Genomic DNA, 23409 nt, shown 5'->3' with positions numbered 1-23409 from the left:
ACACTGACAGTTATGGCAGATACAAAGCAAGAGCGTTTTCCGGATTATCCCATTTTCAAGGGACTGCAACGTCCATTGGAGTTCTTCGGGTTGCAGGGACGCTACATCTACTGGGCGGCAGCCACCGCAGGAGGAGCCGTTGCGGGTTTCATCCTCGGCTACTGCATCTTCGGTTTCGTGGCAGGACTCGTGCTGCTAGTCCTCGCCGTAGCTGTCGGTGGCGTTCTCATCGTCATGAAGCAGCGCAAGGGCTTGCACAGCAAGAAGAGTGACAACGGCATATTCATCTATGCCTATTCAAAGAAAGTGTAAAACAAAAAAGAGAATCCATTATGTCCAAGTGGAAAGCTATCAATGATTGTAAGTGAATGGAGGTGGGGGCATCACGCATGAGGGTGCGCCCGCCTTTTTGCGATTAAAAAAGAAAAAGAACAATGACCCTATACATCATACTCATATTCTCAGCCATCTGCGTGGGCATGGCCATCAGTGTCAAGGCATTCGGCACGGGAGGGAAGCGCAAGCGCATCTTCCAGGACATCTACTTCTCCATCGAGGAAGTGGATGGCATCGGCGTGCTCTATACCAAGACGGGCGAATACTCCGCTGTTCTGAAGATGGAGAACCCTGTGCAGAAGTATTCCGCCAACATCGAGGCCTACTATGAGTTCACCCACCTCTTCGCCGCCCTTGCCCAGACCTTGGGCGAAGGCTATGCGCTGCACAAGCAGGACGTGTTTGTGAGGAAGGCATTCAAGGAAGAGAACGGTGGAAATCATGAGTTCCTGAGCGAGAGTTACTTCCGCTATTTCAACGGCAGACCCTTTACCGACAGCGTCTGCTACCTCACCATCACACAGGAGAACAAGAAGAGCCGTCTGATGTCGTTCGACAACAAGAAATGGCGTGACTTCTTGGTGAAGATACGCAAGGTGCACGACCAGCTGAGGGATGCCGGCGTGAAGTCCCGATTCCTCGGCAAAACGGAAGCCTGCGAGTATGTGGACCGTTTCTTCTCCATGAACTTCCGTGACAAGGTGGTGTCGATGACCAACTTCAAGGTCGATGACGAGACCATCGGCATGGGGGACCGTAGCTGCAAGGTGTATAGCCTTGTGGATGTGGATTATGCCAACTTGCCGTCGGTCATCCGTCCCTACGCAAATATCGAGGTGAACAACACCAGTATGCCCGTTGATCTCGTGAGCATCGTCGATAGCGTGCCCGGAGCCGACTGCGTGGTGTTCAACCAGATGGTGTTCGTGCCCAACCAGAAGCGTGAGCTTGCCCTACTCGACAAGAAGAAAAACCGCCATGCCTCCATGCCCAACCCCAGCAACCTGATGGCTGTAGAGGACATCAAGCGTGTGCAGGAGGTGATAGCCCGTGAGAGCAAGCAGCTCGTCTATACCCACTACAACCTCGTGGTGGCAGTGAGCGGCGACACCGACATACAGAAATGCACCAACCATCTCGAAAACTCCTTCTCGCGCATGGGCATCCACATCAGCAAGCGGGCCTACAACCAGTTGGAGCTGTTCGTCAACTCTTTCCCCGGCAACTGCTATGGCATGAATGCCGACTACGACCGATTCCTCACCCTCGGCGATGCCGCCACCTGTCTGATGTACAAGGAGCGCATCGTGCATAATGAGGACACCCCGCTGAAGATATACTATACCGACCGCCAAGGTGTGCCCGTAGCCATCGACATCACAGGAAAGGAGGGAAAGGAGAAGCTGACCGACAACTCGAACTTTTTTTGTTTGGGTCCTTCGGGCAGCGGCAAGTCGTTCCACATGAACAGCGTGGTGCGTCAGTTGTGGGAGCAGAACACCGACATCGTCATGGTCGATACGGGTAACTCGTATGAGGGACTCTGCGAGTATGTGGGCGGCAAGTACATCGCCTATACGGAGGACAAGCCCATCACCATGAACCCCTTCAACATCAGCAAGCGGGAGCTGAACATTGAGAAGATAGACTTCCTGAAGAACCTGATACTGCTGATATGGAAAGGCTCGGAGACGCAGATACCCGAACTGGAGTTCCGTGTCGTGGAGCAGTTGGTGACGGAGTATTACGATTTCTATTTCAACGGTGTGCAGCCCTATCCTTCCTCACAGAAGGAGACACTGAGAAAAAACCTCTCCACCATGGAGAAGCGGCGCGGCACGGAGCTGACGCAGATACACGACAAGGTGGAGAAACTCATCAAGGGACTGGAGGAACGGCGCATGGCATTGAGCGTGAAGACCCTCTCCTTCGACTCATTCTATGAGTTCGCCTGTGAGCGTCTCGACCAGATCTGCATCGAGAACAACATCACCACCATCGACTGCGACAACTTCGCCTATATGCTCCAAAACTTCTACCGTGGCGGCAAGTACGACAAGATTCTCAACGAGAACGTGGATAGCACCTTGTTCGACGAGACCTTCATCGTCTTCGAGGTGGATGCCATCAAGGAGAACAAGCAGCTCTTCCCCATCGTGACGCTCATCATCATGGACGTGTTCCTGCAGAAGATGCGCCTGAAGAAGAACCGCAAGTGCCTTGTCATCGAGGAGGCATGGAAAGCCATCGCCTCGCCGCTGATGGCCGAGTACATCAAGTACCTATACAAGACAGCCCGAAAGTTCTGGGCGAGCGTGGGCGTAGTGACACAGGAGATACAGGACATCATCGGCAGTCCCATCGTGAAGGAAGCCATCATCAACAACTCCGACGTGGTGATGCTGCTCGACCAAAGCAAATTTCGTGAGCGATTCGACGAGATCAAGGCGATATTAGGATTGACGGATGTGGATTGCAAGAAGATATTCACTGTCAACCGCTTGGATAACAAGGAGGGAAGAAGTTTCTTCCGTGAGGTGTTTATCCGACGTGGATCGACGAGCGGAGTGTATGGTGTGGAGGAGCCGCACGAGTGCTATATGACCTACACCACCGAGCGAGCTGAGAAGGAGGCATTGAAACTCTATAAGCATGAACTGAAGTGCAGACATCAGGAGGCTATCGAGCGGTATTGCAGAGATTGGGATGCCAGTGGCATCGGGAAGTCGTTGGCATTTGCGCAGAAGGTCAATGAGGCGGGGCATGTGCTCAATTTGACGGACGATGGAGCCACTCGCCGCTGACACGGCGAGCACGGGGGCTGATTGATGGAAACAGAAATCCCGGAATAGACGTAAAGCCCAGATGCCCGAAAGCAAAACTTTCGGGAACGGTGGCTGGGTAGTATTTACGATTAGTAGTAAATACGATTAGTAGTGAATACTACCAATAGTAAATACTACAAGTAGTAAAGTAGTGGAATAGTAGAAACTGAAAGTAGTAAAAACGTAAAGTAGTGAAGCAATGAGACGTTTATACCTTATTATAATATATATGTGTCTTACACTTGTCGTGGGAAGGGTTCATGCGCAGTATTACAGCGTGAACTACGACAAGCAGATCGTTGCCGCCATGGCTGCCGCATTCGGTGCTGGAGCTATGGCAGAGAGCTATTATAACGAGCAGGTGGGCGAAATCTTGAAGCACTACAATGCCGCAGAGGTTGCCACTGCCGGCATCTTCGCTGCCAAGTTCTTGGAGCGCAAGGCATTCACCGACCTCGGCATTTGGAGCAGTAGCACGGAGAACTACTATTACCGCCGCATCCACAATATGGTGGCGAACAAGATTATGCCCAAGATATGGACGGTGGCAGGAATGATGCTGAAAAGTCCGCAGACCGCCCTCTACTGGGGCAGTTACCTGATGAAGATATGCGCCGACACAAAGTCGCTGTGTATGCAGTTTGAGAGTGTCGTGACCAACAGTAGCTTGACCTTTGCCGACATTCAGTTCTTGGAAATCAACCAAGAGATAGCCGCCATCCTCAAACTCTCGGAGATAGGCAATGTAGATTGGCAGCAGCTGTTGGATGACATCGCCAGTGTGCCCGGCAACTTCACCGTGGAGAACCTCACCGCCGACATCGAGACGCTTTACAATATGGGAGCATCGTTGGCGACGGCAGGTATCAACGGGGCATCAGGCGCACTCTTGCAGCAGAGTGCCTTCAACGACCTTTTCAATGGCAAGGTGAGTAAAATCATCGACATCTATGACAACTACCATGACCTCTATGAACAGGCAGAGAACGGCATCGGCAGCACACTCCTTAGTCTGGTGGGTGGCGAGGACAACGTGGCAGCCCTCTTCGACCTCTCCAACTACAACATCACCTCGTGGATGACAGACTATCTGAGCGAGACGCAGGGCAACTACTATACACAGCGTTGGTACATTGCCCGACGAGACCAAGGCAGCGTAAGCCTCTGTGACTACTATCCGCCGACCGATGACAACAGTATTCTGAACGGTGACCATTGGTATCGTATCAACACCTCCGACCCCAACTTCTACCCTAACAGCACGCAGCGAGAGCAGATACTGGCCAACTCGGAGAACCATGCCGGATGGAGCCGCAGCCGTGTGCAGCAGCTCAACGCCCAGAGCGACGGCTTCACCTATACGATGAACTATTGGATGTCGTCGTACATCATCAGCCGTGGCGGCAAGCAGACCAAGAAGGCCTACGCCTACGAGATACACGTTACCAAGAGCTGGAACAACGTGGAAGAGGTGTATGAGGATGTCTTCGACTCCTACAGCATGGACTTGAATACCTTCAAGCGTCAGTTGCAGGCACGTCTCTCGGAGTATAACGACAACGAGGAGGGCTATGTCTATTACATCGGCAGTGACGCACGCCGTTACTATCAAGCCACCGATGCCGCCAAACTGAAGGGCGTGGAGAGCGTGACCATCAGCGTCACCTGTTCGGACGGTGTCACCCTCGGACAGGGCAGCACGCAGTACAAGTGCCGTGAGTGCGGCGGTTCGCTCAATGCCCACAGCAAGGAATGCGCCATGAGGACAAGCGTATCAGAAAATAATCTCGACCTATCGGAACTGGACGAGAAGGAACGTGAGGCGAATAGCAAGATAGCCCTGTTGGAGGCGCAGATAAGCCAGTTGGAGACAGAGAACAGGAACCTGCTCACGCAGATAGCCAATGCCTCTGTGGAGGAAGCCCCTGCCTTGCGGCAGCAACATAATGTCAACAAGACGAAGATAGACAACCTGAAGAAGGAATTGGCGACATGGCAGCAGCAGTTGGCAGACATACAGAATGCCAAGAGCGAGGCGGCTAACGACAATGCCACCTCCACCGATGACTACTACCGCATCCCTGCCATCATGCAGGATGTGAAGTCAGCCTACAATCTCACGTGGCAAGGTGCCGGTTCGTGGAACGGCTACACCTACGTCCGAACTGCCACCATGCCCAACATCAACGGCATTATCACCTTCAAGGCGACACTGTCCATTGCAAGGAAGCCCAAGTACTTCCTTGGCATCAAGATACACCGTGCGATACTGCAAATATCGTGGGAGCTGACCTCGGAATACACCGACACACAGGTGGTGGATGTGCTGACCCTTGACCCGAATGCCTCTGACGAGGAGAAGACGAGGCAGGTGAACAGCCGTATCTCGGAGATAGCCCAGGAGTTCCCGTCGTGCAGCATCACCACAGAATATGCCAAGAGCGAGGCAACCCAGACCGCCGACAATGACGATGTAATACACCTGCTCTGGTCGAGCGACCGTCTGGAGATAGCCCGTGAAGTAGATAGCCGTATCACCAAGATTTACGCCGACTTGGTATCATTAGAAAAAATGATGCACTACAAGCGCAGCATCATTGACGTGCTGAAGGACATTCTTCCTTCAATCGACGCAGACCAAGGTCGCAGAAGGACACTCATTGAAGAGTGCTACGAGCGATGGAGAGAGAATGCAGACCCTAACAGAGGGAATGGTGAAGATAACGAGAACGAAAACTGAGGGAGGAACGGAGAATGAGACATACCATCATCATAGCTCTCCTGCTGATTACCCTCTTCCCCAATACAGCCTTGGCGCAATGGGGATTCGATGCGGTATCGGTGGAAGCATACATCAACGACCACAAGAAGCAGCGCAGCCTCTTGCTGGCACGCAGCACTTTGGAGTACAGCAATCAACTGCTGCATGAATACAGCAGTGAAGAGGTGGGCAAATACAAGGAACTGAATGTGGATTTGGACAAATACACCCGGGCCTTCGACATCATCGATGTGATGTACCAGTCGTTGCGCACGGTGCTGAACGTGAAGAGCACCTACCAGACGGTGAGCGACCGCATCAGTGACTACAAGAACCTGTTGGAGGACTTCAATGATAAGGTCATCAAGCGGAAACACATCGAACTGGCTGACACGATGCTCATCAGCATCAACAAGAAAGCCATCGACAACATATACAACGAAGGAAGCCAACTCTACCATAGCGTCAACGACCTCGTGTTGTATGCCACAGGAGCGGCAGCCTGTTCAACTTCCGACCTGCTGATGGTGTTGGACAATATCAACAATTCGTTGGACCTGATAGAAAAACATCTGAACCAAGCCTACTTCCAGACATGGCGGTATGTGCAGCTGCGCATGGGCTATTGGAAGGAGAAGGTGTATCGGACGAGGACGAAGGAAGAGATACTGGAAGATGCCTTCAGCCGATGGAAAGTGGCAGGAAAACTTGACTATTGACGGATTGTAAACAAAAGAAGAACGGACATGAAGAAGACAATGATACTCATCATGGCGGTAGCAACCACCATCAAAGCCACAGCCCAGAGCGTGACCTACAACCACGACTCCTCCAAGCAGAACCAGATAACGGTGATGGAGACAGGTGGCGGTTCTCTCACCCCTGAGTTCTATTATTGGCTGTTACATAACAACTATAAGAAGACAGCGGCAGAGAAGAACAAGTTAGGTTTCCGCACTCTTGCCGGCATCAACCTCTACAACCAAGTAGATGATGCGGAGAAGATAGACTCTGCCCTCACCAAGCGTGCTGAGGTGGAAGCCTTGAACGTAGCCGACCGACAGATAGACCTCGCCTGGCTTGCCGAAAGCAGCAAGATCAACGGTCAGTTGGACAAGATGAAGGCGAACATAGACCATATCATCCCTACAGGAGGCACCATCAACGACAAGCGTCGGTGGGAGGAACTGTACAATATGTACCAGTGTGCCGTGAAAGCCACCAAGGATGCCTATATGCCCAATGCACAGAGAAAGCGGCAGTATCTTAGCATCTATGCCGACCTGACGACACAGAACGAGACACTACTGAAATACCTTGTGCAGCTCAACACCCAAAGCCAGACTACCGCCCTCTTGGCAGCCACCAACGACCGTGTAGTACATAAAGGCAGCATCATCAGCGATGCCAAGAGCCGTTGGCAGGAAAACATGAAGGGCGTGAGGAGCTCGACAGGCACTGACGGCGATGATGCCAACAGCGGTGAGGGTGAAGAAAGTGTGAACAGATAGAAATAAGGGAAGAGAAGAAATAATCACAAAACAGCATAGAGATATGAACGATATTCAGATTTTCAACAACGAGGAATTTGGAGCAGTCCGAACCACAGGAACACCAGAGCAACCCTTGTTCTGTTTGGCTGATGTGGCAAGAGTTCTTGGACTAAAAACCAGCAAGTTGGTACAACGACTTTCGGATGATGTACTTTCAAAGTACCCCATCTCGGATAGTCTTGGAAGAGAACAGGTTACAAACTTTATCAATGAAGACGGACTGTATGATGTCATCCTTGACAGTCGCAAACCCGAAGCCAAACGTTTCCGCAAGTGGGTGACATCGGAGGTGCTCCCCTCTATCCGCAAGCATGGTGCCTATATGACACAGCAGACCATCGAGAAGGCATTGGCAGAGCCAGACTTCCTGATACGGTTAGCAGTCAATCTGAAGGAAGAACGACAAAAGCGTCTGCTTGTCGAACAGGAGTGTGAACACCAAAGGACACGCATCGTTGAGTTGGGATCCAAGGTGGATGACCTGCAACAGGAGGTGACGGAGATGAAGGACAAGGTGAGTTACCTTGACATCATCCTTGCCACGAAGAGCAGTGTCCTGGTCACACAGATAGCACAGGACTATGGCGAGTCGTCCATCCGCTTCAACCGACGTCTGAAGGAGATGAACATCCAGTATCAGCGTGGCAAGCAGTGGATTCTGTATGCCGACTACAAGGACTGCGGTTATGTGACCAGCGAGACCTACCTCATTAAACACAAGGACGGTACGGAGGATGTGCGCATGAACACCAAATGGACACAGAAAGGTCGCCGCTTCCTCTATGAGAAACTGAAGAGCGTGGGAGTCATTCCTGTTATCGAAAGAACATAAAATAAAGAAATAGCTATGGAATCAATATCAAAAATACAGTTACGTCTCTATGCCGCCAAGAGGAAAAACGGCAAGTGGCAGTTGGAGATGTCAAGGATGCCGAAGCGAATCAGCGTTATCGGCAGGACACCCATCGTTGATGAGCATTATATGCCATCTGATTTAGAGGTAGTTTCAATGTCAAAGCTTCACAAATATGTCGGAAGTTACTACGGCAAGATTGTGAAGACCCTCAAAGAGGAAGGCATCATCACCAAGGAATATGGAATGTGGAAACTGCGTGAAGACCTTCAGGACAAGGGCATTGCGGTATATGTCACAGGCAGGATGCGCTGCTTCTACCACTTCTATCTGTCATGGACACCGAAAGGCATAGAGTTTATCAAAGAGATTATCAACAATAGAACCAGGCACTGATGGCAGACAACATACTCAGCGATTTCGGCATCAACATCCTCGAAGAGGAGATTGACGATGTGATATTCCAGACCAACGAGTTCCTGACCGATGCCACCTTCACAGGCTCACAAGGGCCGTTCTGGTGGATCCTCCAAATGTGTATGGCATTGGCGGCACTGTTCTCTATCATCGTGGCGGCAAGCATGGCCTACAAGATGATGGTGAAGAACGAACCGTTGGACGTGATGAAACTGTTCAAGCCCTTGGTGGTGAGCATCATCCTCTGTTGGTGGTACCCACCTGCTGACACAGGCATGACCAACAGCGGCAGCAGCTGGTGCGTATTGGATTTTCTATCCTATATTCCCAATTGCATCGGCAGTTACACCCACGACCTCTATGAGGCAGAGGCGACCCAAATTTCCGACAAGTTTGAGGAGGTGCAGCAGTTGGTATATGTCAGGGACTCGATGTACACTGACCTCCAGGCACAGGCAGACGTGGCGCATAAGGGCACATCAGACCCCAACCTGATAGAGGCGACGATGGAGCAGACGGGCGTGGACGAAGTGACCAACATGGAGAAGGATGCCAGCAAACTGTGGTTCACCTCACTGACGGCAGGGGCCGTGGTGGGCATCGACAAGATAGTGATGCTGATAGCCCTGATCGTGTTCCGCATCGGTTGGTGGGCCACAATGTATTTGTTTTTATAATAATTTGAATAATAGCTATTTATAAATGTATGAAAGGATAATTTTATAATTTAGTACCACTTTGGTATCACTATATGATCTGTGTGATAATCGAGTTAGAATCCCGGCTTATGCTTCGTCAAATACTGGATTTTATTACAAAGTTACAGCCCTGCAAACCAATTTTTCTCTCGTTCTTTGCAGATAATCAAAAAATATAATACAGATAATTTGGCTATTCCAAATTAATTTACTACTTTTGCACTATTAGAACCTGCCAAGCCTCTTTACAATGCTCAAATCGGCGGGTCGTTTTTTATTATATATACATGAAAACGAGTTTCACCAAACCATATTCTTCTCCGGAACAAATAGTTCAAATACTAAAATCAAGGGGGATGCTTATAAAAGATGAGCATAAGGTGGAAAATTATTTGCTAAACATTGGCTATCATCGTTTGTCTGCATATATCTACCCATTCTATAAAGGTCCCAAGAGTGATTTGGCACTAAAAGAGGGAACAACTTTTGAGCAAGTCTTAACTCTCTACCGTTTTGATAAGAAATTGCGTATTCTTCTTTTCAATGAAATAGAGAAAATAGAGGTTGCAATTCGCAGTGTATTGGCGAATATCGGATGCCAAGAATTGGAAGATAAGTTTTGGATAACAAAACCGGAATATTTTGCCAATGCAGGTAAGTTTAACCAAACATTGGTCTTCATAGAAAAGGAACTGGCTTCGAACAAGGAAGATTACATTGAGGATTTTCGACAAAATTTCATTGAAACATATCCTCCTGCATGGATGATAACGGAAGTATTGTCTTTCGGGAATTTGAACTATATTTATTCCAATATATCCAGCAATCATCTGATGAAGCATATTGCCGGTTATTTCGGTCTGAAGCCACAGGTTTTCACATCATGGTTGACCGTACTTGCCAACTTACGCAATATGTGCTGCCATCATGCAAGAATTTGGAACAGGGATTTTATGCTCAATCCGGCAGAGCCACGAAAAACTTCAAACGTATGGATTGACACTTCAAAAGTGGATAAGAAGAGGATTTACTATCGCTTATGCATGCTCCGCTATTTTCTTTCCTCGGTTTCTCCCAACAATAATTTCAACGAAAAACTTTCAGGCTTGTTGGCTGATTTTCCATCAATAGATATTACAGCGATGGGCTTTCCTGTAGATTGGAAAGATGAGGATTTATGGCATCTTCTCTAATCTCTGTATGGTATATTTAAGTGTTTAACTTCTGTGTTTGGTGGCAATTTATCTGCAAGTAGTATTTGCATTCGGTCTCATGTTTTTGCATTTTCCTGAATAGTTTATTCCTTAATTGTCATATATAAGTCTGATGAACCAATTTCCATTTATTGATTTGTAAAGTATGGTATCATTATATTGTTCTTGGTAGATGTTGTTTAGCTCCCTGTTCTCTATTACTTCAAATTGCTTTCCCACTGTAGTTGAATATACAAACTCCTTTGTCGTTCCGCCAACCGAATAACCGGAAACAAAATATTGTAGGCATAGTTCCACTTCGGGCATTTCTTTCTCATATTCTTGCCTTCCTGTTTTTACAGCGTAAAATATGCGTTTACACTTTATTTCTCTAAGAAGAGAATCAAGTGCCTGTTGTGTAGGAATTGATATTCCTGCTAAACAGGTTGTGTCATTCGGATGATAGGGGGGATAGTAGGAGCTGTTAGGACGCATAGAGACCAACTCCTTTATCTGATTAAATGCAGATTCATGTGCGTAGAAATGTTGAATCATTTCATCATCTGTTGGAGGGCTTACCGATCTCCCACAACTAACAAAAAGACCGGTAATACATAATATGGTTATCTGTGATATTCGCATTTTGCTACATGTATTGGTTTGTCATTATAGTAAAATGACAGGATTTCGTTTATTATGTCTTGAGAGGTTAAAGCAAACGCTGCTTTACCAAACTTATTGTAAAGACTGAATCCAACCTTTATGGCTTGGGTGTCTTCCGCATCATCAAAACCGCCCAATATGTCTGCATCACCTATATCGACAAAACGATTGACAACATACGCAGTTGTCCATTTCCATAAGGGCTTTTTGTTATCACATATTTGTGCATATCCTGCACCATTGATTAGTTCAAATTCAGTAAAACCTACAAATCTCCCTACAAAACCATAGTGTATATTAGACCAAATATCATACATAAATTTCAGCCCTGTAGTGCTGTCACACGCCCATTTTTGTGAGTTTTGCAGCTGGATAATTGCTGATTTATGATCCCAAATCATGTTACCTGCAACAAGAGCTTTCCACTTGTTGTATGCTTGGATGCGCCCATCCACTTTATCAAAAACTTTACCTGCGAGAGGACTGTATGACGAACCCGATAATACGAGAGCACGACCTAATGGTGTCATTTTGTCAAGAGCTTGCTTTTGACTTGTTTGTATTTTACTATATTTTGATGTCAGAAAAATCAGTTCATCTGCAAACGATGATTTTACATTCTTTTTTATTTCCTCGCAAATGTAGTTTGCTGTATCCATAACCGGAGGGTATGGATGATCAAATGGAGATTGTAACGACTTGTTTATTTTTTTATGTTCAGGATTCATCATAATATTGTATTTTTTAATAATGAAAAATTTTCATCTACCACGGATATATTCCTAAAAATTTTCTTGTACTATGGCTTTTGTATTTTCCTTGGGCATCTAAGAAAATGTCAAGTCTCCAGAAATCAATATCTTCTTTTTTAAGAACATTACCATAATTTTTCATAAAAATTGCGATTTCATCATCTTCGTTCCAATTATATGTGCATGGAATTTTATATGTAGTAATGTAATCGTCTATATATAATTTGTCTTGTTCTCCACTATATGTACATACAATTTTTCCCAAATATTCATATTTATTAGGACTATGAAAAATAATGGCAGAATGAAGTATGTTATAGAAATACAATAACAGTGTTATACTTAATATAATACTCCATTTGACTATAGCAGACTTATTTACTTTACCAAACATACGTGTTTCAATTTACTTTAAGTCATTATTGAATCGTCGAGAGTTATCGAGCTTTCTTATTTCCATTACGTATTATTATTTTTAAAGCTATATAATAAATCATGCAAACCATCCAATTTAGTACAATAAGAAAAAAGGAACGATATGGAAATATATCATAATATGATAACCAATATAACATCGGAATGAAAAATGGTAGTAGCGCAATGTATTTCCTTTTTTCTATATATAATTTAATTATCATCTGTAATAACATTGTTAATAATAATAATATGATACTATATAGAAATGTTATTTCCATTCCGATATCCCATTTGGCTATAGGCATATATTTCTCTAATATTTCTATGCCACCAACATAAAATATGCACAATAACAAACTTGCGATAATACAATATAAAATGTTCATTAAAGAGGATTTTTTAAAAGCGTTGGTGAATAATTTGTAGTCTTTATTATAGATGTTCTATTCCATTTGTCAGTTCCAACTATAACATATCGATATTTGGCCCATTGAATGGCCCGTTTTATCATTTCATTATCATAGCTATTCGAAGAATCTGCCTCACCAAATAAATTGCCATCACCAAACTTTATTCCGATACGAAGAGTTTCTTTTTCAGCTAAATCATATCTACCAAAAGTCTTCAAACAATTTCTAAATTGGTTTAAGGTAAATGGAATCTGACCTATTGCGTCTGTCCAATATGGCATACTTCCAACTGTTACCAATAAATAACCATCCCCAGGTTTACCTTTCGCTTTCCAATCTCCAGCACCTGATGTTCTATATGAAAGCATTGGACGGTCTTTTTCAGCAAAAACTATGATATCATCCCATGAAAAATGTTTTAATTCATTGTATGAAAATATTTTAGATGACATCACAACCATTTTCAAAAAATTATCTGCTGAAGGACTAAACCATTGAATTCCTTTGGCATATAACTCGTGTGCTGTGATTCTTTGAACTTTATGTTTTTCATTAGGCTGTAGGCTAAAAAGATATTTACCCGATTTTGTATAAACATCAATAAGCCCCCTTATACTTGTCTTTAAGCAGACATTTTCATCTGGGGTTTTAAGATAAGGCATAACTACTAATTCCTTATTTACCCATTCCTCTTTTATGGTAAGATTTATAGTTTCACCTTTAACATTTAATGTTTCTCTTTTGCCGTCAATTTCAATATCCCATTTGACACGCTTTCTGTCGCTATTGCTTACATTGGGTAAGTTGTATGATGTTACTTTGTATTCAATAATTTCATTTGGCAAAGCCTCAGTTTCTCCATTAACGGTTCTTACCAACAATATAGGAGGTGTATAAGGTGTTACAGGAGTAGGCTTTGGCTTTTCTTCAACTTTTTGCACCCACCCAAGATTAATACCGGTATCTTGCCGTTTCACCATCATCACCCGCTTGTTGACTTCCATTTTCATGGGGGATATGACAAGAAATGTGCTCATTGATTTTGGCCCAATTGAACTCATTCTTTCCCCGTAGAAAACTACATATGCTTCTTGGAATGATAATTCCCTGAATATCTCATTTTCCTTGATAAACTGTATTTTCCCGGATACGGCAGCAGGAACAGTAAAAGTCTTTCTTGTACCATTAATTTCTTTAATCACCTCTTTTTCTGCCATAAGCATCTCCAAAAAATACGTGTCGCCATCGGATGTCATTTCTACGCAGATCTCACCTCCCCATATTGAATCTACAGGTCTGTTATATCGTATCTCCCGGTGAAAACGGTAGTTGTACCTCAATATGTCACGTTTGCGTCCATTGATTTCCAATGTCAGTTCAGATGCCATTGTTTGTTGATTTACGTTAATCTTAAATTCATGCTCTCACGTTGTCGCAGATGGTCTGTAAATTGGCACATTGAAATTATTCCACGAATCCAAACATTATAGCAAGATATGTTTGCCAACCTTACCATGATGTTTTATTGCAGGAAAAGGAAGAGGAAATAAAACATCGGACATGACTAATCGCAAATTTACAAGATTAGTTGGTAAAAACCAACTAAATACGCATTTAATTTCCGCACATTTACAAATAAACGGCAAACTACGAAGTTCAACAATTTATATAGGTGCAATCAGACATCAACTTAATTGATATGGAATCATTTCTTTTTGGGGGGTCTTATTTTTTTCATTTGCCTTTGAAATACAGTCAAAGTGGAATCCACTCCAACAGCATCCACCAGTTCCTCGTATGCCCCGACGGTTACGGCCAGTTCGGGGTACAATTCTTTGAGCATAACTGAAGTAATCTCGTGTTTGGCGGCAACCGTTTTCAGCAGCCTGTTTTCGTCACGGTACTCGTGCCACTTCATCCAACTGGCGGCAAACAGGGCTGTGTACACAAGCAAGGAAACAATGCCGGTCCATATATAGGGATTCTTATACCGGCCATTGGGGATTTTATTCCATATCCGTTTGATTATCTTCATAGCCTTATTCGGACGGATTATCTGCCAAAAGCCATGCTTTTGTTGTGCAATTCCTACGGATGTTTTTTGATTGTCGGCAAGTGTTGTCTGCATTTCCAATATTTTGTGGAGCATCTCACTGACAGTCAGCATTCCATGCTCACGCATATTCTTTTCGTTGGCATCGGTATATGCCTGCATACCCACAATCATTTCGCTGCTCAATGATTTTTTATAGTTCTCAATGGATGCCCTGCTTCCGAAAATTTCACTGATATTTTTCGGCGTGCTGCTTCCAAAGAAACGTATAACAGGCTCCAGTTTTACCGACAGCCTTTTCACCGCCTCGTCCTTGTCCGAAGTATCCTTTGCTTCCAGCTTTTTCTTGATTTCCTCGATGTCCTCCGCCAATGCCCCGATAAGGTCGGCTATGTTCTGCATATTGTCTTTCATTTTCTCCTCCTTCTTGGTTTAAGTTTGTCCTTTTCGTTCTCATTCTCGCCCCAGCCATTCTCGTTTCCTCCACCACCTCCACCGGATGAAACCTTGGCTTGGTACGGCTGTACGCACAACTCCATGAGTGTGCCGATGGTCACTTGGATTATGTTTGAGCCGGATTCAACAGGATTACCGCCGTTGCTGTCCGTTTCCGCTCCGATTGGTGACGGTTGGGATATAACAGGATTTGTTACACTGCTATCTGTTGCTGTATCTTGTCGGATAGGTTGTGTTCGTTTATCAAAGCCGTTGGACTGCCATTCCATACCCTCGGCAATACGACTTTCAAAAAGTTTGTCCAGCTTATAAAAGCCCATGCTCCGATCTATCCGTGAGCCGCTGAATGACATTTCATTCTTCGTGAACGACACTCCGACTATTTTGCCATTGCGCCTGTCTAATTTGAAATTCACCCCGATACCCTGTTTGGCCAACCTGTCGCACAAACTCGACCAACTGTCACTATGGGGCAAGGTGGCTTTCACGGCATCATAAATTTGGTATTTTACCTTGTCTTTTCCACGCAGGCGGTCACGCTTTACATTCACTTTGCCTTTGGAGAAGTGCAGTCCGTATTCCCTTGTGAGAGCCTTGCATACAGCCACGTTCCGCACATCATCGTTGCTGTCACTGATGGTGTTCCCGTTGTTATCCACCCTGTTGGCTACAATGTGCAGATGCTGGTGTTCCCTATCGGTATGGCGGCACACAATGTATTGGGTGTTCTTTATCCCCATGCGCCGCATATACTCACGGGCAATTTCAGCCATCAGATTGTCTGTCAGCTTGGGCGTGTCCTCGTGGGCGAAGTCCAAAGAGATGTGGTACACGGGATTCTTCAATTTACGCCCCGGCTTGTCATCCGCCTGTCCCTGCATACTGTTTGCGATGGTGGCGTTATTGTCAAGCCTCACGTCCTTGCTGTCAATGAGCCTTGCCTTTTTCGGGTTGTTCACGTAGTTCACCAGTCTGGCGAAGCTCGCCCGTTTCTTCAAATCGCCCATCATATCCTCTCTATGATTTTGTTGAACTCGTCCAACAAACCCATGATTTTAGTTTTCGCAAAAGCGAAACCCTGTTGGTGTGCCAGCTTCGCCAACTGGTTCAGATTGTTACATCCTCCCTCCAGCATCCTTATCTGCTGCCTGTCCTCCTGTGTCCTTGCCGCCTCGACCTTGCCGTGCAGCAACAGTTCACGCAGGAAGTGGGACGGCTTCTTGCCTGCATCGCTTATCCGTTTCATGACCGTTTTCCATTCGGCAAGCGTGAGCCTTGTGGATATGGTCTTTGTCCGGGCCTTGCCCTTTACAGCTTTGGGGCGACCACCCTTGTTTTTGGTCTCTTGATTTGTCATATTCATTTCTATTGTCGGTTCAACTACTCTGTTTTTAGGGCTACAATCAGGGCTTGCCGCTTCCGTGCGGTAGTATCGCCATTGGTGGCGTAGTTTTCGTGGACGAAAACATTAACTTGCCAGCCCTAAAAACTATCCCTCTTAAATGCTATCGCTCGCCACTCCTGCCACTTCATTCCTGTGCAGGTTTCCATTCTTGTGAATCAAACAAGGTATCGCCGTCTGCTAAAACAGGTATATTGTCGGCTTCAATAGAAGTATCTTCTGCTTTGTTTCCGCTATCCATAGATACTGCGTTGGCGGTTTCTGTTACAAGAGGATTGAAAACAATCGGTTTGATGGGCATCAGACTATCCGCTTCATCCACCGATTTTTCTGTTTTCTTTCTTGGCGAACTGCGGCGCAATGTCTCTAATTTTTGACCGTTAAAAAGGAATAGCCTTACTCCTTCGTAAGCCTTGACCGTTTGGCAGTATATTGGATTCTCTATAAGTTTTCCTGCTATCATCCACGACTTCACGCACACCATCTCCAAAATGGATGTCATGGGATTGGAATCAACCTTGATAAGCCCACGTTCCGAGAAATCCTCCAACAGACGGCATACTGCTTTGCGACCGATGTCCCATACCTTAGCCAGTACCAGCATGGAACAGTCCGCCTGTCCTGGATGGATGGCATAGCTCAATCCTCGTTTGGTATTCTGTACTTCTTCGACAGTCATTCTCGATAAAAGGGAAAGAAAAAAGGTAAGATTACACACGCCGTCTGTGCTGCCGTGCAGGAAGTACCACGCTTCCACACTCATTGCTATTTCTACTTTATAGCACGGCAAAACAAGCTGCTTCAAATTCTTCATAAGTACGAATGATTTTGTTGTCCGTTATATCTGTTACCTATTGGAGTTTTTATCTGCGTCCCTGTTGGTGGCTTTCAAACTCTTTATGCGGTCTATCTGTTCTTTGGGAAACAGGACACGCCGCCCGATGCGCTGCCCCTTTATGTGTCCCAGTTTCTCATGCCGCCAGATGGTCGCTATGCTCACGCCCCATTTCTCCGCCAGTTGCTTAATGGTGTAATACTCCGATGCGTCCTGTAGTGTTTGTGCCTGTTGGTATTCTTCAAGCGCACACCTCACGCTTGCGCCGATAAGCTGTTGCAACTCATCGCGTGATACCAGTACCATTTCCGTTTTATCTGCCATAAACCATTGATTTTAAGTTTGTGCTTGCAAAGGTATGGCTGAAACAAATGCCGTGAATTTGTGGTATTATATGAAATGACATCGTATAAAAAAAGCCGCCAAACGATTGATGTTTAACGGCTTGTGAAAGATTATGAATTGTGGTGAGTTGTAACCACTTGTGGATTATGTCATTATTTTATCATGGGAAGCAGCTCTTTGAGCTTTTCTATAAAGGGTTTCTCTACGTTGTATTTGGCAAGGCTTTCGGGTGTCAGCCCCATAGAACAGGCTGCTGTCGCTCTGTATCCTTTCCAGTCCTTAAAATAGGCTTTGGATAGCAAGATAACGACGCAACGCATCTTGCCTTTCACGCAGTTGGCATATACCATAGAATAGTCCGCACGCATCACGGCATAAAGAAAATCCTTGTCGGAAACAGCGTTGCCGTCCAGTAACGGCTTTCCCTTGTCGGCCCCGCTTTGAACGGTAAAAGTGGTAAGGAAACGATACAGGCGTAAAACCGGGACTTGTACCGTTGTACTGAACGCCTTTCCCTGCATCATGTCTGTGGCAATAAAATCGGAGGCTGTCTCTGCTATACAAGAGGGTGCTGTCTTGGTTGTGCTCTCACGCAGCACGTTTCTTTTGATATATCCCATCGTCAAGGCGATATGGAACATCTTTATTCCTGCCGACTGTGCTTTGACATCGGACTTTTGGGGCAGCAGGGAGAGATGGACGGCTTCTGCAAAATATTCCGTAAAAAGTTGCGCCAAATCCTTGTCGTTGGCATTGACGATATATTCCTTGACGGACTGGATTTTCGCTTTATCCATACCGAAGAGCAGGGTATACATTTCTTGCCCTCTGTTCCCGTCTGGATTCTCCGCACATTTCCGTATGGCAGCACGGATGGTGTCGATGTAATCGGTAGCTTCCGTGCGTGTCATAGGATTGGGCAGGATTTCTGCCGTCACTTTTTGCGCTTCCGTTTCGGGAAAGAAGTATTGCCCTATGACCTCCATGCTCATATAAGCCATACCTGTACGGAAAGCCGCTTTGTTTAAGTCTGTATGCTTTGAACAAAGCTCGTGAAGCCTCTTTGTGTCAGCGTATAGCTCGACAAATTTTCGTGCCAGTTCCCTGTCCTCGTGTTCGGCGATATATTCTCTGATGCTGTCCAAAAGAAAAGGCATGGTCTTCAGGCTGTATTTGATGTTCCTGCAAATCTCTATTTTATTGCCAGAGCCATTGTCGGCAAGCGATTCCATGCGTTTTAAGCTGTCGCCGACCATGTGTGACAACTTGAACAAGTCACTGATTATATCAAACCTTGATTTTTCCATAACTTCCTCCTTATACTTCTATGACACCCTTAAAATCCCTTAACGCAATGACGGCTTTTTCTTCCGCATCCAATTTCAGGTAGCGGCGTAACTGCGCTTCGCTGCTGTGTCCTGTGATGGCTTGGATGGAAGATAGTGGCACTCCTGCCTTGTACGCATTGGTGGCGAAACTCCTTCGGGCGGTATGCGAAAGAAGCATATCGCAGAACCGCCGTCCACGTTTGGGGTTGAGCCGTTTCTCGTCAAAACCACAATCGTGAGTCCAGCCTAATAACAGCCCAAGCGTTTTTGCCAGTTTGTTCATTTCATTGGGGCAGACATGGGGTAACGCTCCGTCATATTTGGCAAGGATGGCTCTCACACGCCTGTCAACGGGAATATAGACTTTCTTTTCCGTTTTCTGCTGGGTAATGAGAATGAACTCCGTACCGCCAATTTCGGTTATCATGTCCTCGCATATTCTTGAATAGTCGGAAACACGCTGTCCGGTCAGACAGCCGACAATGAAAACATCCCTTACGTGTTCCAATGTTCTGATATGGGTAATGCGGCATTTGGATAGCTGCAATAGTTTTTCTTCTTCGTCTATGTTCAAAGATTGCAATCTTTCTTTAACGGCTTCTTTGGTGGAAAGGTCAAGGTCAAGCATTTCCTGTATCTGCTCTGGCGTGAGGTAGATATTATCCACATCTTCCTTTTTCGGGACAAAGTCAGAATGGCAGAAGTCATCGCATTTGGTCAGCTTGTCCTCGTAAGCCGCCTTTGCCACCGTGCGGACATCGGTCATATACGAATTGATGGCGTTGGGCATTAGCCCACGCTCTTTCCAGTAACCGACAAGACTGTTGCGGGTTTCCATCGTCATATCGTCCAATCCGAGTTTGCGGTGCATTTCCTTTTGGTAATTGCGGATCTGTCCCAAGATAATACGCAAACCTTTTATGTAAGCCGGAGAAACTTTCACGGTACGACCTTTCTTGGTGCGCCGTCCGAGTTCCATATCTTCTATATAAGAGGTAAGATAATCCTCGAACAGCATCCTGCCCTTCGGTTTTACCTCCACAATCTGCATCATTCCGTTAAGTACATCGTGTTTCACGCTTTCAATGATACTCTTGGCTTCTTTGGGATTGAAGCCGTCAGCCTCAAATGCCGTTTTTATCCTTGCGAGGACTTGGGCGAACTGTCCGTACTTTATTCCGATGCTTGACATCAGGGCAGACGAGGAGTATTGCAGGGAACGGTATTTTTCCCATTCAAGCTGCTTGATGGTGAAGCCTGTTACGACTTTCAGATTTGCCTTGCCTGTACGCACACGAGCATAGATGGAACCGAAGTCCTCTTTTCCTTTCTTGGACGATTTGATGAAGATGAAATCCATATGCGATATATCTTGATTATGGTGCTACAAAGGTACAAAATATATCCCGAAATATGGTATCAAATAGTACCAATATTTTCTAAAACCGTGAAAATTCGTGAGTATTCAAAGCAAATGAAAATATATGCAAATAACTGATATACAAATAATATATCTAAAATTGAATTTCACTAAATATAAATATTGAATCGTGGGCGACGATATACTGTCAGCAGATATTGCTCGGAATGCTCACTATATTCGGTCCAATACAATGGGCATTTTCGTTGCTGCCCAAGTGGGAAGGAGCGTGGGCGAAGTGGCTAACCCGTTATTTGACAGTTCATTTCTACGGAGCCATGCTCTACTTCGTAGGTTATTTTTATAACTTAACTCATTCTGTATCAGTCAGATTATACTCCAATATACAGCACCTGCAACAAACCTGCACCAAAATAGCAATAAAAAAATCAAATGAAGGTGGTGCGAGGGCATATTGGCAGGTCGGAATTGAAAAAATGAATGTTTTCCTTTTTCGTTTGTCCTCTCATCTTTCTCTTGTTTGGAGTTGCTTTCTCTCTAATTTTTGTCCTCGGATTTCATCAGATTTCGGTCTCGTCATCTGGCACGAAGTTGCGATGTTTGATATATTTTCAAATCGAAGATAAAATCATTCTTTGGCATTTTTAAGTATGATTATTGGCTTATAATCATACTCAAATGATAATTACAATTAAATTCAGTCTTCTATTCGATATAAGATTGCATTGCGCTGATATAACCATAGTAACTTTGCTTTTGCCGGACTGATGTTCTTGGGCAGATGTGGACAGTTGTTCCTTATCGGAGTGGCTTATACACCTCCAGACATCATCAAGGTACATAGACATATATATATTCACTAAAAATAATTGCGTATGACACAACAAGTACAAAGTAACAAGGAGGCAAACCTCAGCAAGCAGGTTGCCGAACTCCAGGGGCGAGTCCAGTCCTTGGAGCAGCTTCTCCATCAGGGGAAGGATGTGCTGACCTTGGAAGAGGCTGCCAAGTTCATGGGCATTGCCCGCAGTTCTCTCTACAAGATGACCCACGAGCAGACCATCCCGTTCTACAAGCCGAATGGCAAGATGATCTTCTTCGAGAAGTCAGACCTCTTGGCATGGGTACGGAAGAACCGTGTGTCCTCTGAGGCGGAGATTTCCGAGGAGGCAGAACGAATCATTCAGCGTCTCGCCACCAAATAGACTGGAGTATGGCAGAATACGAGGACAAGCAGAAACTGGCAGTAGAGCTGGCTGTCCACTGGGCAAAGACTGGGCTAAGGCAATTCTCCATGCGTGATGCAGTCAATGATTATATGAAGGAGGTAGGTGCGAACAAAGCCATAACGGATGAGAGCATCATTGACAGGAGAAGAATCTGTGCGCAGCAGCTCACCATCAGGAGTATCGCTTTCCTAAGCAAGGATGAATTGCATAAGGTGGAACAGGAATTAAAGAGGATAGCTGAGGACGATGCGCCCAAGCAACAATTGGGCTGGCATAGATGACATTTCCCTTTCTTCCCTCTGTTTGGAACAACAACATTTATCGATTTCAAAGGTTGAAAGGTTAATAACCTTAATGCCGAAAGAATAATAATCCTAACGCTGCAAGGTTAATCACCCTATCAGGTATAAAGCCGTATTACTACGAAAGAACAGCAAAATGAAATGTTCCATCTTTCCACTTCTCTAAGCCAGTTAGTTCCAACGGCACAGCAATCATTCTGCCTTTTGTACGCAGATACTGTACCAGTCTTGTAAATGTGGATTGCCCACGGAATTTATCAATTAACCAAATGTCAAACCCGGGACGGCATGGCAGGAACACCATGCGCTGGAAGCAAGGCACATCTGTCTGCCGTTCCATTTTTCTTTTTACTGAATATGCAAAGCAACAACAACGAGGCAGCAATTCTGCCTATTGACTCCTTTCTGGAGAAGTCATTTCCCTTTACAGACATCACGCTTCATCTTTCAGCGGATGCAATTACATTCCTTATGGGGACAACAAAAGGACGGCTTAACCTCATGTACTATCTGTACATCCTCCACACTATGACCATCGGTGACAAGTCGCAAATGGTGCGAGGTATCCGTGTCGATACAGGCACCTGCCAATGTTCGCTCTCGGTATCTTCCCTTGAAGAAGTATGGGGTATCAAGCGCAAGCAGGGGCGTAACCTGCTCGACAAGATGGAACAGCTCGGACTTATCAGCCGCTCGTCTGATTTCGTCACCTCCATTGTAGATGTCGTGAGTGTGCAGGATGGTCATGCCATGGGACAGGTGTTCACAAATCCCAACCGTCTTCTCCTTGCTGAGAGGAATCAGACTTCTCCAGTTTTATCACCACCAGTCCAATCCGTACAAGGTGCAGATACGGCCACTGTCATCATGGAGACACCAGAAAAGCCTCAGACGGCTATTATAACCTCTTCCGAGGTAACTATACCCTCCAAGGCTGTAAAGATGCCTCAGAGCCTCTTTGATTTCGCTGACGAAGACGGAACTGTTGTTCCTTATGGGCAGCATGAGTAGGATGGTCGGGCGCGCAGAGCTTGCTCCACGGCCCAACTGATTAAGTGGGGGCATAACACAATATGCCCGTTCACCTCTGCGAGGTTCTGGGCGGCACAGCAACGGTCTCATGCCCCACATGTTCCCGTGCCTGCCATGCCAGCCTATCGCCTAGGACATGGATGAATGCCCCACTACCCCTAAACAATA

General features: G+C 45.7%; 22 protein-coding genes and 2 pseudogenes. 13 read left to right on the top strand and 11 right to left on the bottom strand.

What is annotated here, in order from left to right; all coding sequences use genetic code 11:
* The first annotated feature begins 12 nt into the window (after positions 1 to 12).
* The 9 genes and pseudogenes from H3001_RS08865 (at position 13) to H3001_RS08825 (ending at position 10636) form a co-directional block, all read left to right on the top strand.
* Positions 13 to 312, top strand: a complete 300-nt coding sequence (locus H3001_RS08865) for a DUF4133 domain-containing protein (protein ID WP_005816074.1) — start codon at positions 13 to 15, stop codon at positions 310 to 312.
* Between the two features lie 122 nt (positions 313 to 434).
* The gene (locus H3001_RS08860; protein WP_008021336.1) at positions 435 to 3140 is read left to right on the top strand and encodes a TraG family conjugative transposon ATPase; all 2706 of its coding nucleotides are present in this window, start codon (positions 435 to 437) and stop codon (positions 3138 to 3140) included.
* A gap of 220 nt (positions 3141 to 3360) precedes the next feature.
* The gene (locus H3001_RS08855) at positions 3361 to 5901 is read left to right on the top strand and encodes a hypothetical protein (RefSeq protein WP_005816117.1); all 2541 of its coding nucleotides are present in this window, start codon (positions 3361 to 3363) and stop codon (positions 5899 to 5901) included.
* 14 nt (positions 5902 to 5915) lie between these two features.
* Positions 5916 to 6641: a hypothetical protein gene (locus tag H3001_RS08850; RefSeq protein WP_005816118.1), complete on the top strand. Its 726-nt coding sequence runs from the start codon at positions 5916 to 5918 to the stop codon at positions 6639 to 6641.
* Positions 6642 to 6668: 27 nt separating this feature from the next.
* Positions 6669 to 7433: a DUF5045 domain-containing protein gene (locus tag H3001_RS08845; RefSeq protein ID WP_005816119.1), complete on the top strand. Its 765-nt coding sequence runs from the start codon at positions 6669 to 6671 to the stop codon at positions 7431 to 7433.
* A gap of 43 nt (positions 7434 to 7476) precedes the next feature.
* The gene (locus H3001_RS08840) at positions 7477 to 8307 is read left to right on the top strand and encodes a phage antirepressor (RefSeq protein ID WP_005816120.1); all 831 of its coding nucleotides are present in this window, start codon (positions 7477 to 7479) and stop codon (positions 8305 to 8307) included.
* 15 nt (positions 8308 to 8322) lie between these two features.
* On the top strand, positions 8323 to 8724 hold the full coding sequence (locus H3001_RS08835; RefSeq protein ID WP_005816121.1) for a hypothetical protein: 402 nt from the start codon (positions 8323 to 8325) through the stop codon (positions 8722 to 8724).
* Positions 8724 to 9410: pseudogene (locus H3001_RS08830) on the top strand (hypothetical protein); the annotation flags it as partial. The gene H3001_RS08835 and the pseudogene H3001_RS08830, both read left to right, overlap by 1 nt.
* Before the next feature lie 320 nt (positions 9411 to 9730).
* Positions 9731 to 10636 (top strand): Abi family protein, encoded by a 906-nt coding sequence (locus H3001_RS08825; protein WP_146348583.1) that lies wholly within the window; start codon positions 9731 to 9733, stop codon positions 10634 to 10636.
* 111 nt (positions 10637 to 10747) lie between these two features.
* On the opposite strand, the gene H3001_RS08820 is transcribed toward H3001_RS08825, so the two are convergent.
* The 11 genes from H3001_RS08820 to H3001_RS08770 form a co-directional block, all read right to left on the bottom strand.
* Complete coding sequence (locus H3001_RS08820; RefSeq protein ID WP_181214722.1) at positions 10748 to 11278, bottom strand: DUF4948 family protein; 531 nt, start codon at positions 11276 to 11278, stop codon at positions 10748 to 10750.
* Positions 11260 to 12030: a polymorphic toxin type 44 domain-containing protein gene (locus H3001_RS08815; RefSeq protein WP_181214721.1), complete on the bottom strand. Its 771-nt coding sequence runs from the start codon at positions 12028 to 12030 to the stop codon at positions 11260 to 11262. The genes H3001_RS08820 and H3001_RS08815 overlap by 19 nt, the downstream gene beginning before the upstream one ends.
* Positions 12031 to 12064: 34 nt before the next feature.
* Complete coding sequence (locus H3001_RS08810) at positions 12065 to 12316, bottom strand: hypothetical protein (protein WP_246368536.1); 252 nt, start codon at positions 12314 to 12316, stop codon at positions 12065 to 12067.
* Positions 12317 to 12853: 537 nt separating this feature from the next.
* The gene (gene tssD / locus H3001_RS08805; protein WP_181214719.1) at positions 12854 to 14266 is read right to left on the bottom strand and encodes a type VI secretion system tube protein TssD; all 1413 of its coding nucleotides are present in this window, start codon (positions 14264 to 14266) and stop codon (positions 12854 to 12856) included.
* 317 nt (positions 14267 to 14583) lie between these two features.
* Positions 14584 to 15345, bottom strand: a complete 762-nt coding sequence (locus tag H3001_RS08800; RefSeq protein ID WP_181214718.1) for a hypothetical protein — start codon at positions 15343 to 15345, stop codon at positions 14584 to 14586.
* A complete protein-coding gene (locus tag H3001_RS08795; protein ID WP_146348578.1) occupies positions 15342 to 16397 on the bottom strand; it encodes a relaxase/mobilization nuclease domain-containing protein in 1056 nt (351 codons plus the stop codon). The genes H3001_RS08800 and H3001_RS08795 overlap by 4 nt, the downstream gene beginning before the upstream one ends.
* On the bottom strand, positions 16394 to 16744 hold the full coding sequence (locus H3001_RS08790; protein ID WP_029428670.1) for a plasmid mobilization protein: 351 nt from the start codon (positions 16742 to 16744) through the stop codon (positions 16394 to 16396). The genes H3001_RS08795 and H3001_RS08790 overlap by 4 nt, the downstream gene beginning before the upstream one ends.
* 172 nt (positions 16745 to 16916) lie before the next feature.
* The gene (locus H3001_RS08785) at positions 16917 to 17603 is read right to left on the bottom strand and encodes a hypothetical protein (protein ID WP_181214717.1); all 687 of its coding nucleotides are present in this window, start codon (positions 17601 to 17603) and stop codon (positions 16917 to 16919) included.
* Positions 17604 to 17636: 33 nt separating this feature from the next.
* Positions 17637 to 17948, bottom strand: coding sequence for a helix-turn-helix domain-containing protein (locus H3001_RS08780; RefSeq protein ID WP_029428668.1), 312 nt, complete (start codon positions 17946 to 17948; stop codon positions 17637 to 17639).
* Between the two features lie 173 nt (positions 17949 to 18121).
* Positions 18122 to 19276, bottom strand: coding sequence for a hypothetical protein (locus H3001_RS08775; protein WP_181214716.1), 1155 nt, complete (start codon positions 19274 to 19276; stop codon positions 18122 to 18124).
* A gap of 10 nt (positions 19277 to 19286) precedes the next feature.
* Positions 19287 to 20657, bottom strand: coding sequence for a site-specific integrase (locus H3001_RS08770; RefSeq protein WP_029428666.1), 1371 nt, complete (start codon positions 20655 to 20657; stop codon positions 19287 to 19289).
* A 191-nt stretch (positions 20658 to 20848) separates the two neighbouring features.
* On the opposite strand from H3001_RS08770, the pseudogene H3001_RS19770 reads away from it, so the two are divergent.
* The 4 genes and pseudogenes from H3001_RS19770 to H3001_RS08755 form a co-directional block, all read left to right on the top strand.
* Positions 20849 to 21040, top strand: a pseudogene (locus tag H3001_RS19770) (hypothetical protein); the annotation flags it as partial.
* Positions 21041 to 21553: 513 nt separating this feature from the next.
* On the top strand, positions 21554 to 21883 hold the full coding sequence (locus H3001_RS08765) for a helix-turn-helix domain-containing protein (protein WP_055203696.1): 330 nt from the start codon (positions 21554 to 21556) through the stop codon (positions 21881 to 21883).
* Between the two features lie 8 nt (positions 21884 to 21891).
* Complete coding sequence (locus H3001_RS08760) at positions 21892 to 22188, top strand: hypothetical protein (RefSeq protein ID WP_153151756.1); 297 nt, start codon at positions 21892 to 21894, stop codon at positions 22186 to 22188.
* A gap of 309 nt (positions 22189 to 22497) precedes the next feature.
* Positions 22498 to 23220 carry a hypothetical protein gene (locus H3001_RS08755; RefSeq protein ID WP_181214715.1) on the top strand — a complete coding sequence of 241 codons (723 nt, stop codon included), beginning with the start codon at positions 22498 to 22500 and terminating at the stop codon, positions 23218 to 23220.
* Positions 23221 to 23409: the final 189 nt, after the last annotated feature.

The organism is Phocaeicola faecicola (assembly GCF_013618865.1).
Lineage (GTDB): Bacteria > Bacteroidota > Bacteroidia > Bacteroidales > Bacteroidaceae > Phocaeicola > Phocaeicola faecicola.
This window is presented reverse-complemented; position numbering and strand designations above follow the sequence as displayed.

What these genes read in the sequence shown, in the direction of transcription:
- H3001_RS08825 (WP_146348583.1), top strand. Translation starts at nt 9,731, where the DNA reads ATGAAAACGAGTTTCACCAAACCATATTCTTCTCCGGAACAAATAGTT.
- H3001_RS08765 (WP_055203696.1), top strand. Translation starts at nt 21,554, where the DNA reads ATGACACAACAAGTACAAAGTAACAAGGAGGCAAACCTCAGCAAGCAG.
- H3001_RS08860 (WP_008021336.1), top strand. Translation starts at nt 435, where the DNA reads ATGACCCTATACATCATACTCATATTCTCAGCCATCTGCGTGGGCATG.
- H3001_RS08775 (WP_181214716.1), bottom strand. Translation starts at nt 19,276, where the DNA reads ATGGAAAAATCAAGGTTTGATATAATCAGTGACTTGTTCAAGTTGTCA.
- H3001_RS08840 (WP_005816120.1), top strand. Translation starts at nt 7,477, where the DNA reads ATGAACGATATTCAGATTTTCAACAACGAGGAATTTGGAGCAGTCCGA.
- H3001_RS08850 (WP_005816118.1), top strand. Translation starts at nt 5,916, where the DNA reads ATGAGACATACCATCATCATAGCTCTCCTGCTGATTACCCTCTTCCCC.
- H3001_RS08815 (WP_181214721.1), bottom strand. Translation starts at nt 12,030, where the DNA reads ATGATGAATCCTGAACATAAAAAAATAAACAAGTCGTTACAATCTCCA.
- H3001_RS08780 (WP_029428668.1), bottom strand. Translation starts at nt 17,948, where the DNA reads ATGGCAGATAAAACGGAAATGGTACTGGTATCACGCGATGAGTTGCAA.
- H3001_RS08820 (WP_181214722.1), bottom strand. Translation starts at nt 11,278, where the DNA reads ATGCGAATATCACAGATAACCATATTATGTATTACCGGTCTTTTTGTT.
- H3001_RS08770 (WP_029428666.1), bottom strand. Translation starts at nt 20,657, where the DNA reads ATGGATTTCATCTTCATCAAATCGTCCAAGAAAGGAAAAGAGGACTTC.
- H3001_RS08795 (WP_146348578.1), bottom strand. Translation starts at nt 16,397, where the DNA reads ATGATGGGCGATTTGAAGAAACGGGCGAGCTTCGCCAGACTGGTGAAC.
- H3001_RS08755 (WP_181214715.1), top strand. Translation starts at nt 22,498, where the DNA reads ATGGCAGGAACACCATGCGCTGGAAGCAAGGCACATCTGTCTGCCGTT.
- H3001_RS08855 (WP_005816117.1), top strand. Translation starts at nt 3,361, where the DNA reads ATGAGACGTTTATACCTTATTATAATATATATGTGTCTTACACTTGTC.
- H3001_RS08800 (WP_181214718.1), bottom strand. Translation starts at nt 15,345, where the DNA reads ATGAAAGACAATATGCAGAACATAGCCGACCTTATCGGGGCATTGGCG.
- H3001_RS08865 (WP_005816074.1), top strand. Translation starts at nt 13, where the DNA reads ATGGCAGATACAAAGCAAGAGCGTTTTCCGGATTATCCCATTTTCAAG.
- H3001_RS08845 (WP_005816119.1), top strand. Translation starts at nt 6,669, where the DNA reads ATGAAGAAGACAATGATACTCATCATGGCGGTAGCAACCACCATCAAA.
- H3001_RS08760 (WP_153151756.1), top strand. Translation starts at nt 21,892, where the DNA reads ATGGCAGAATACGAGGACAAGCAGAAACTGGCAGTAGAGCTGGCTGTC.
- H3001_RS08835 (WP_005816121.1), top strand. Translation starts at nt 8,323, where the DNA reads ATGGAATCAATATCAAAAATACAGTTACGTCTCTATGCCGCCAAGAGG.
- H3001_RS08785 (WP_181214717.1), bottom strand. Translation starts at nt 17,603, where the DNA reads ATGAAGAATTTGAAGCAGCTTGTTTTGCCGTGCTATAAAGTAGAAATA.
- tssD (WP_181214719.1), bottom strand. Translation starts at nt 14,266, where the DNA reads ATGGCATCTGAACTGACATTGGAAATCAATGGACGCAAACGTGACATA.
- H3001_RS08790 (WP_029428670.1), bottom strand. Translation starts at nt 16,744, where the DNA reads ATGACAAATCAAGAGACCAAAAACAAGGGTGGTCGCCCCAAAGCTGTA.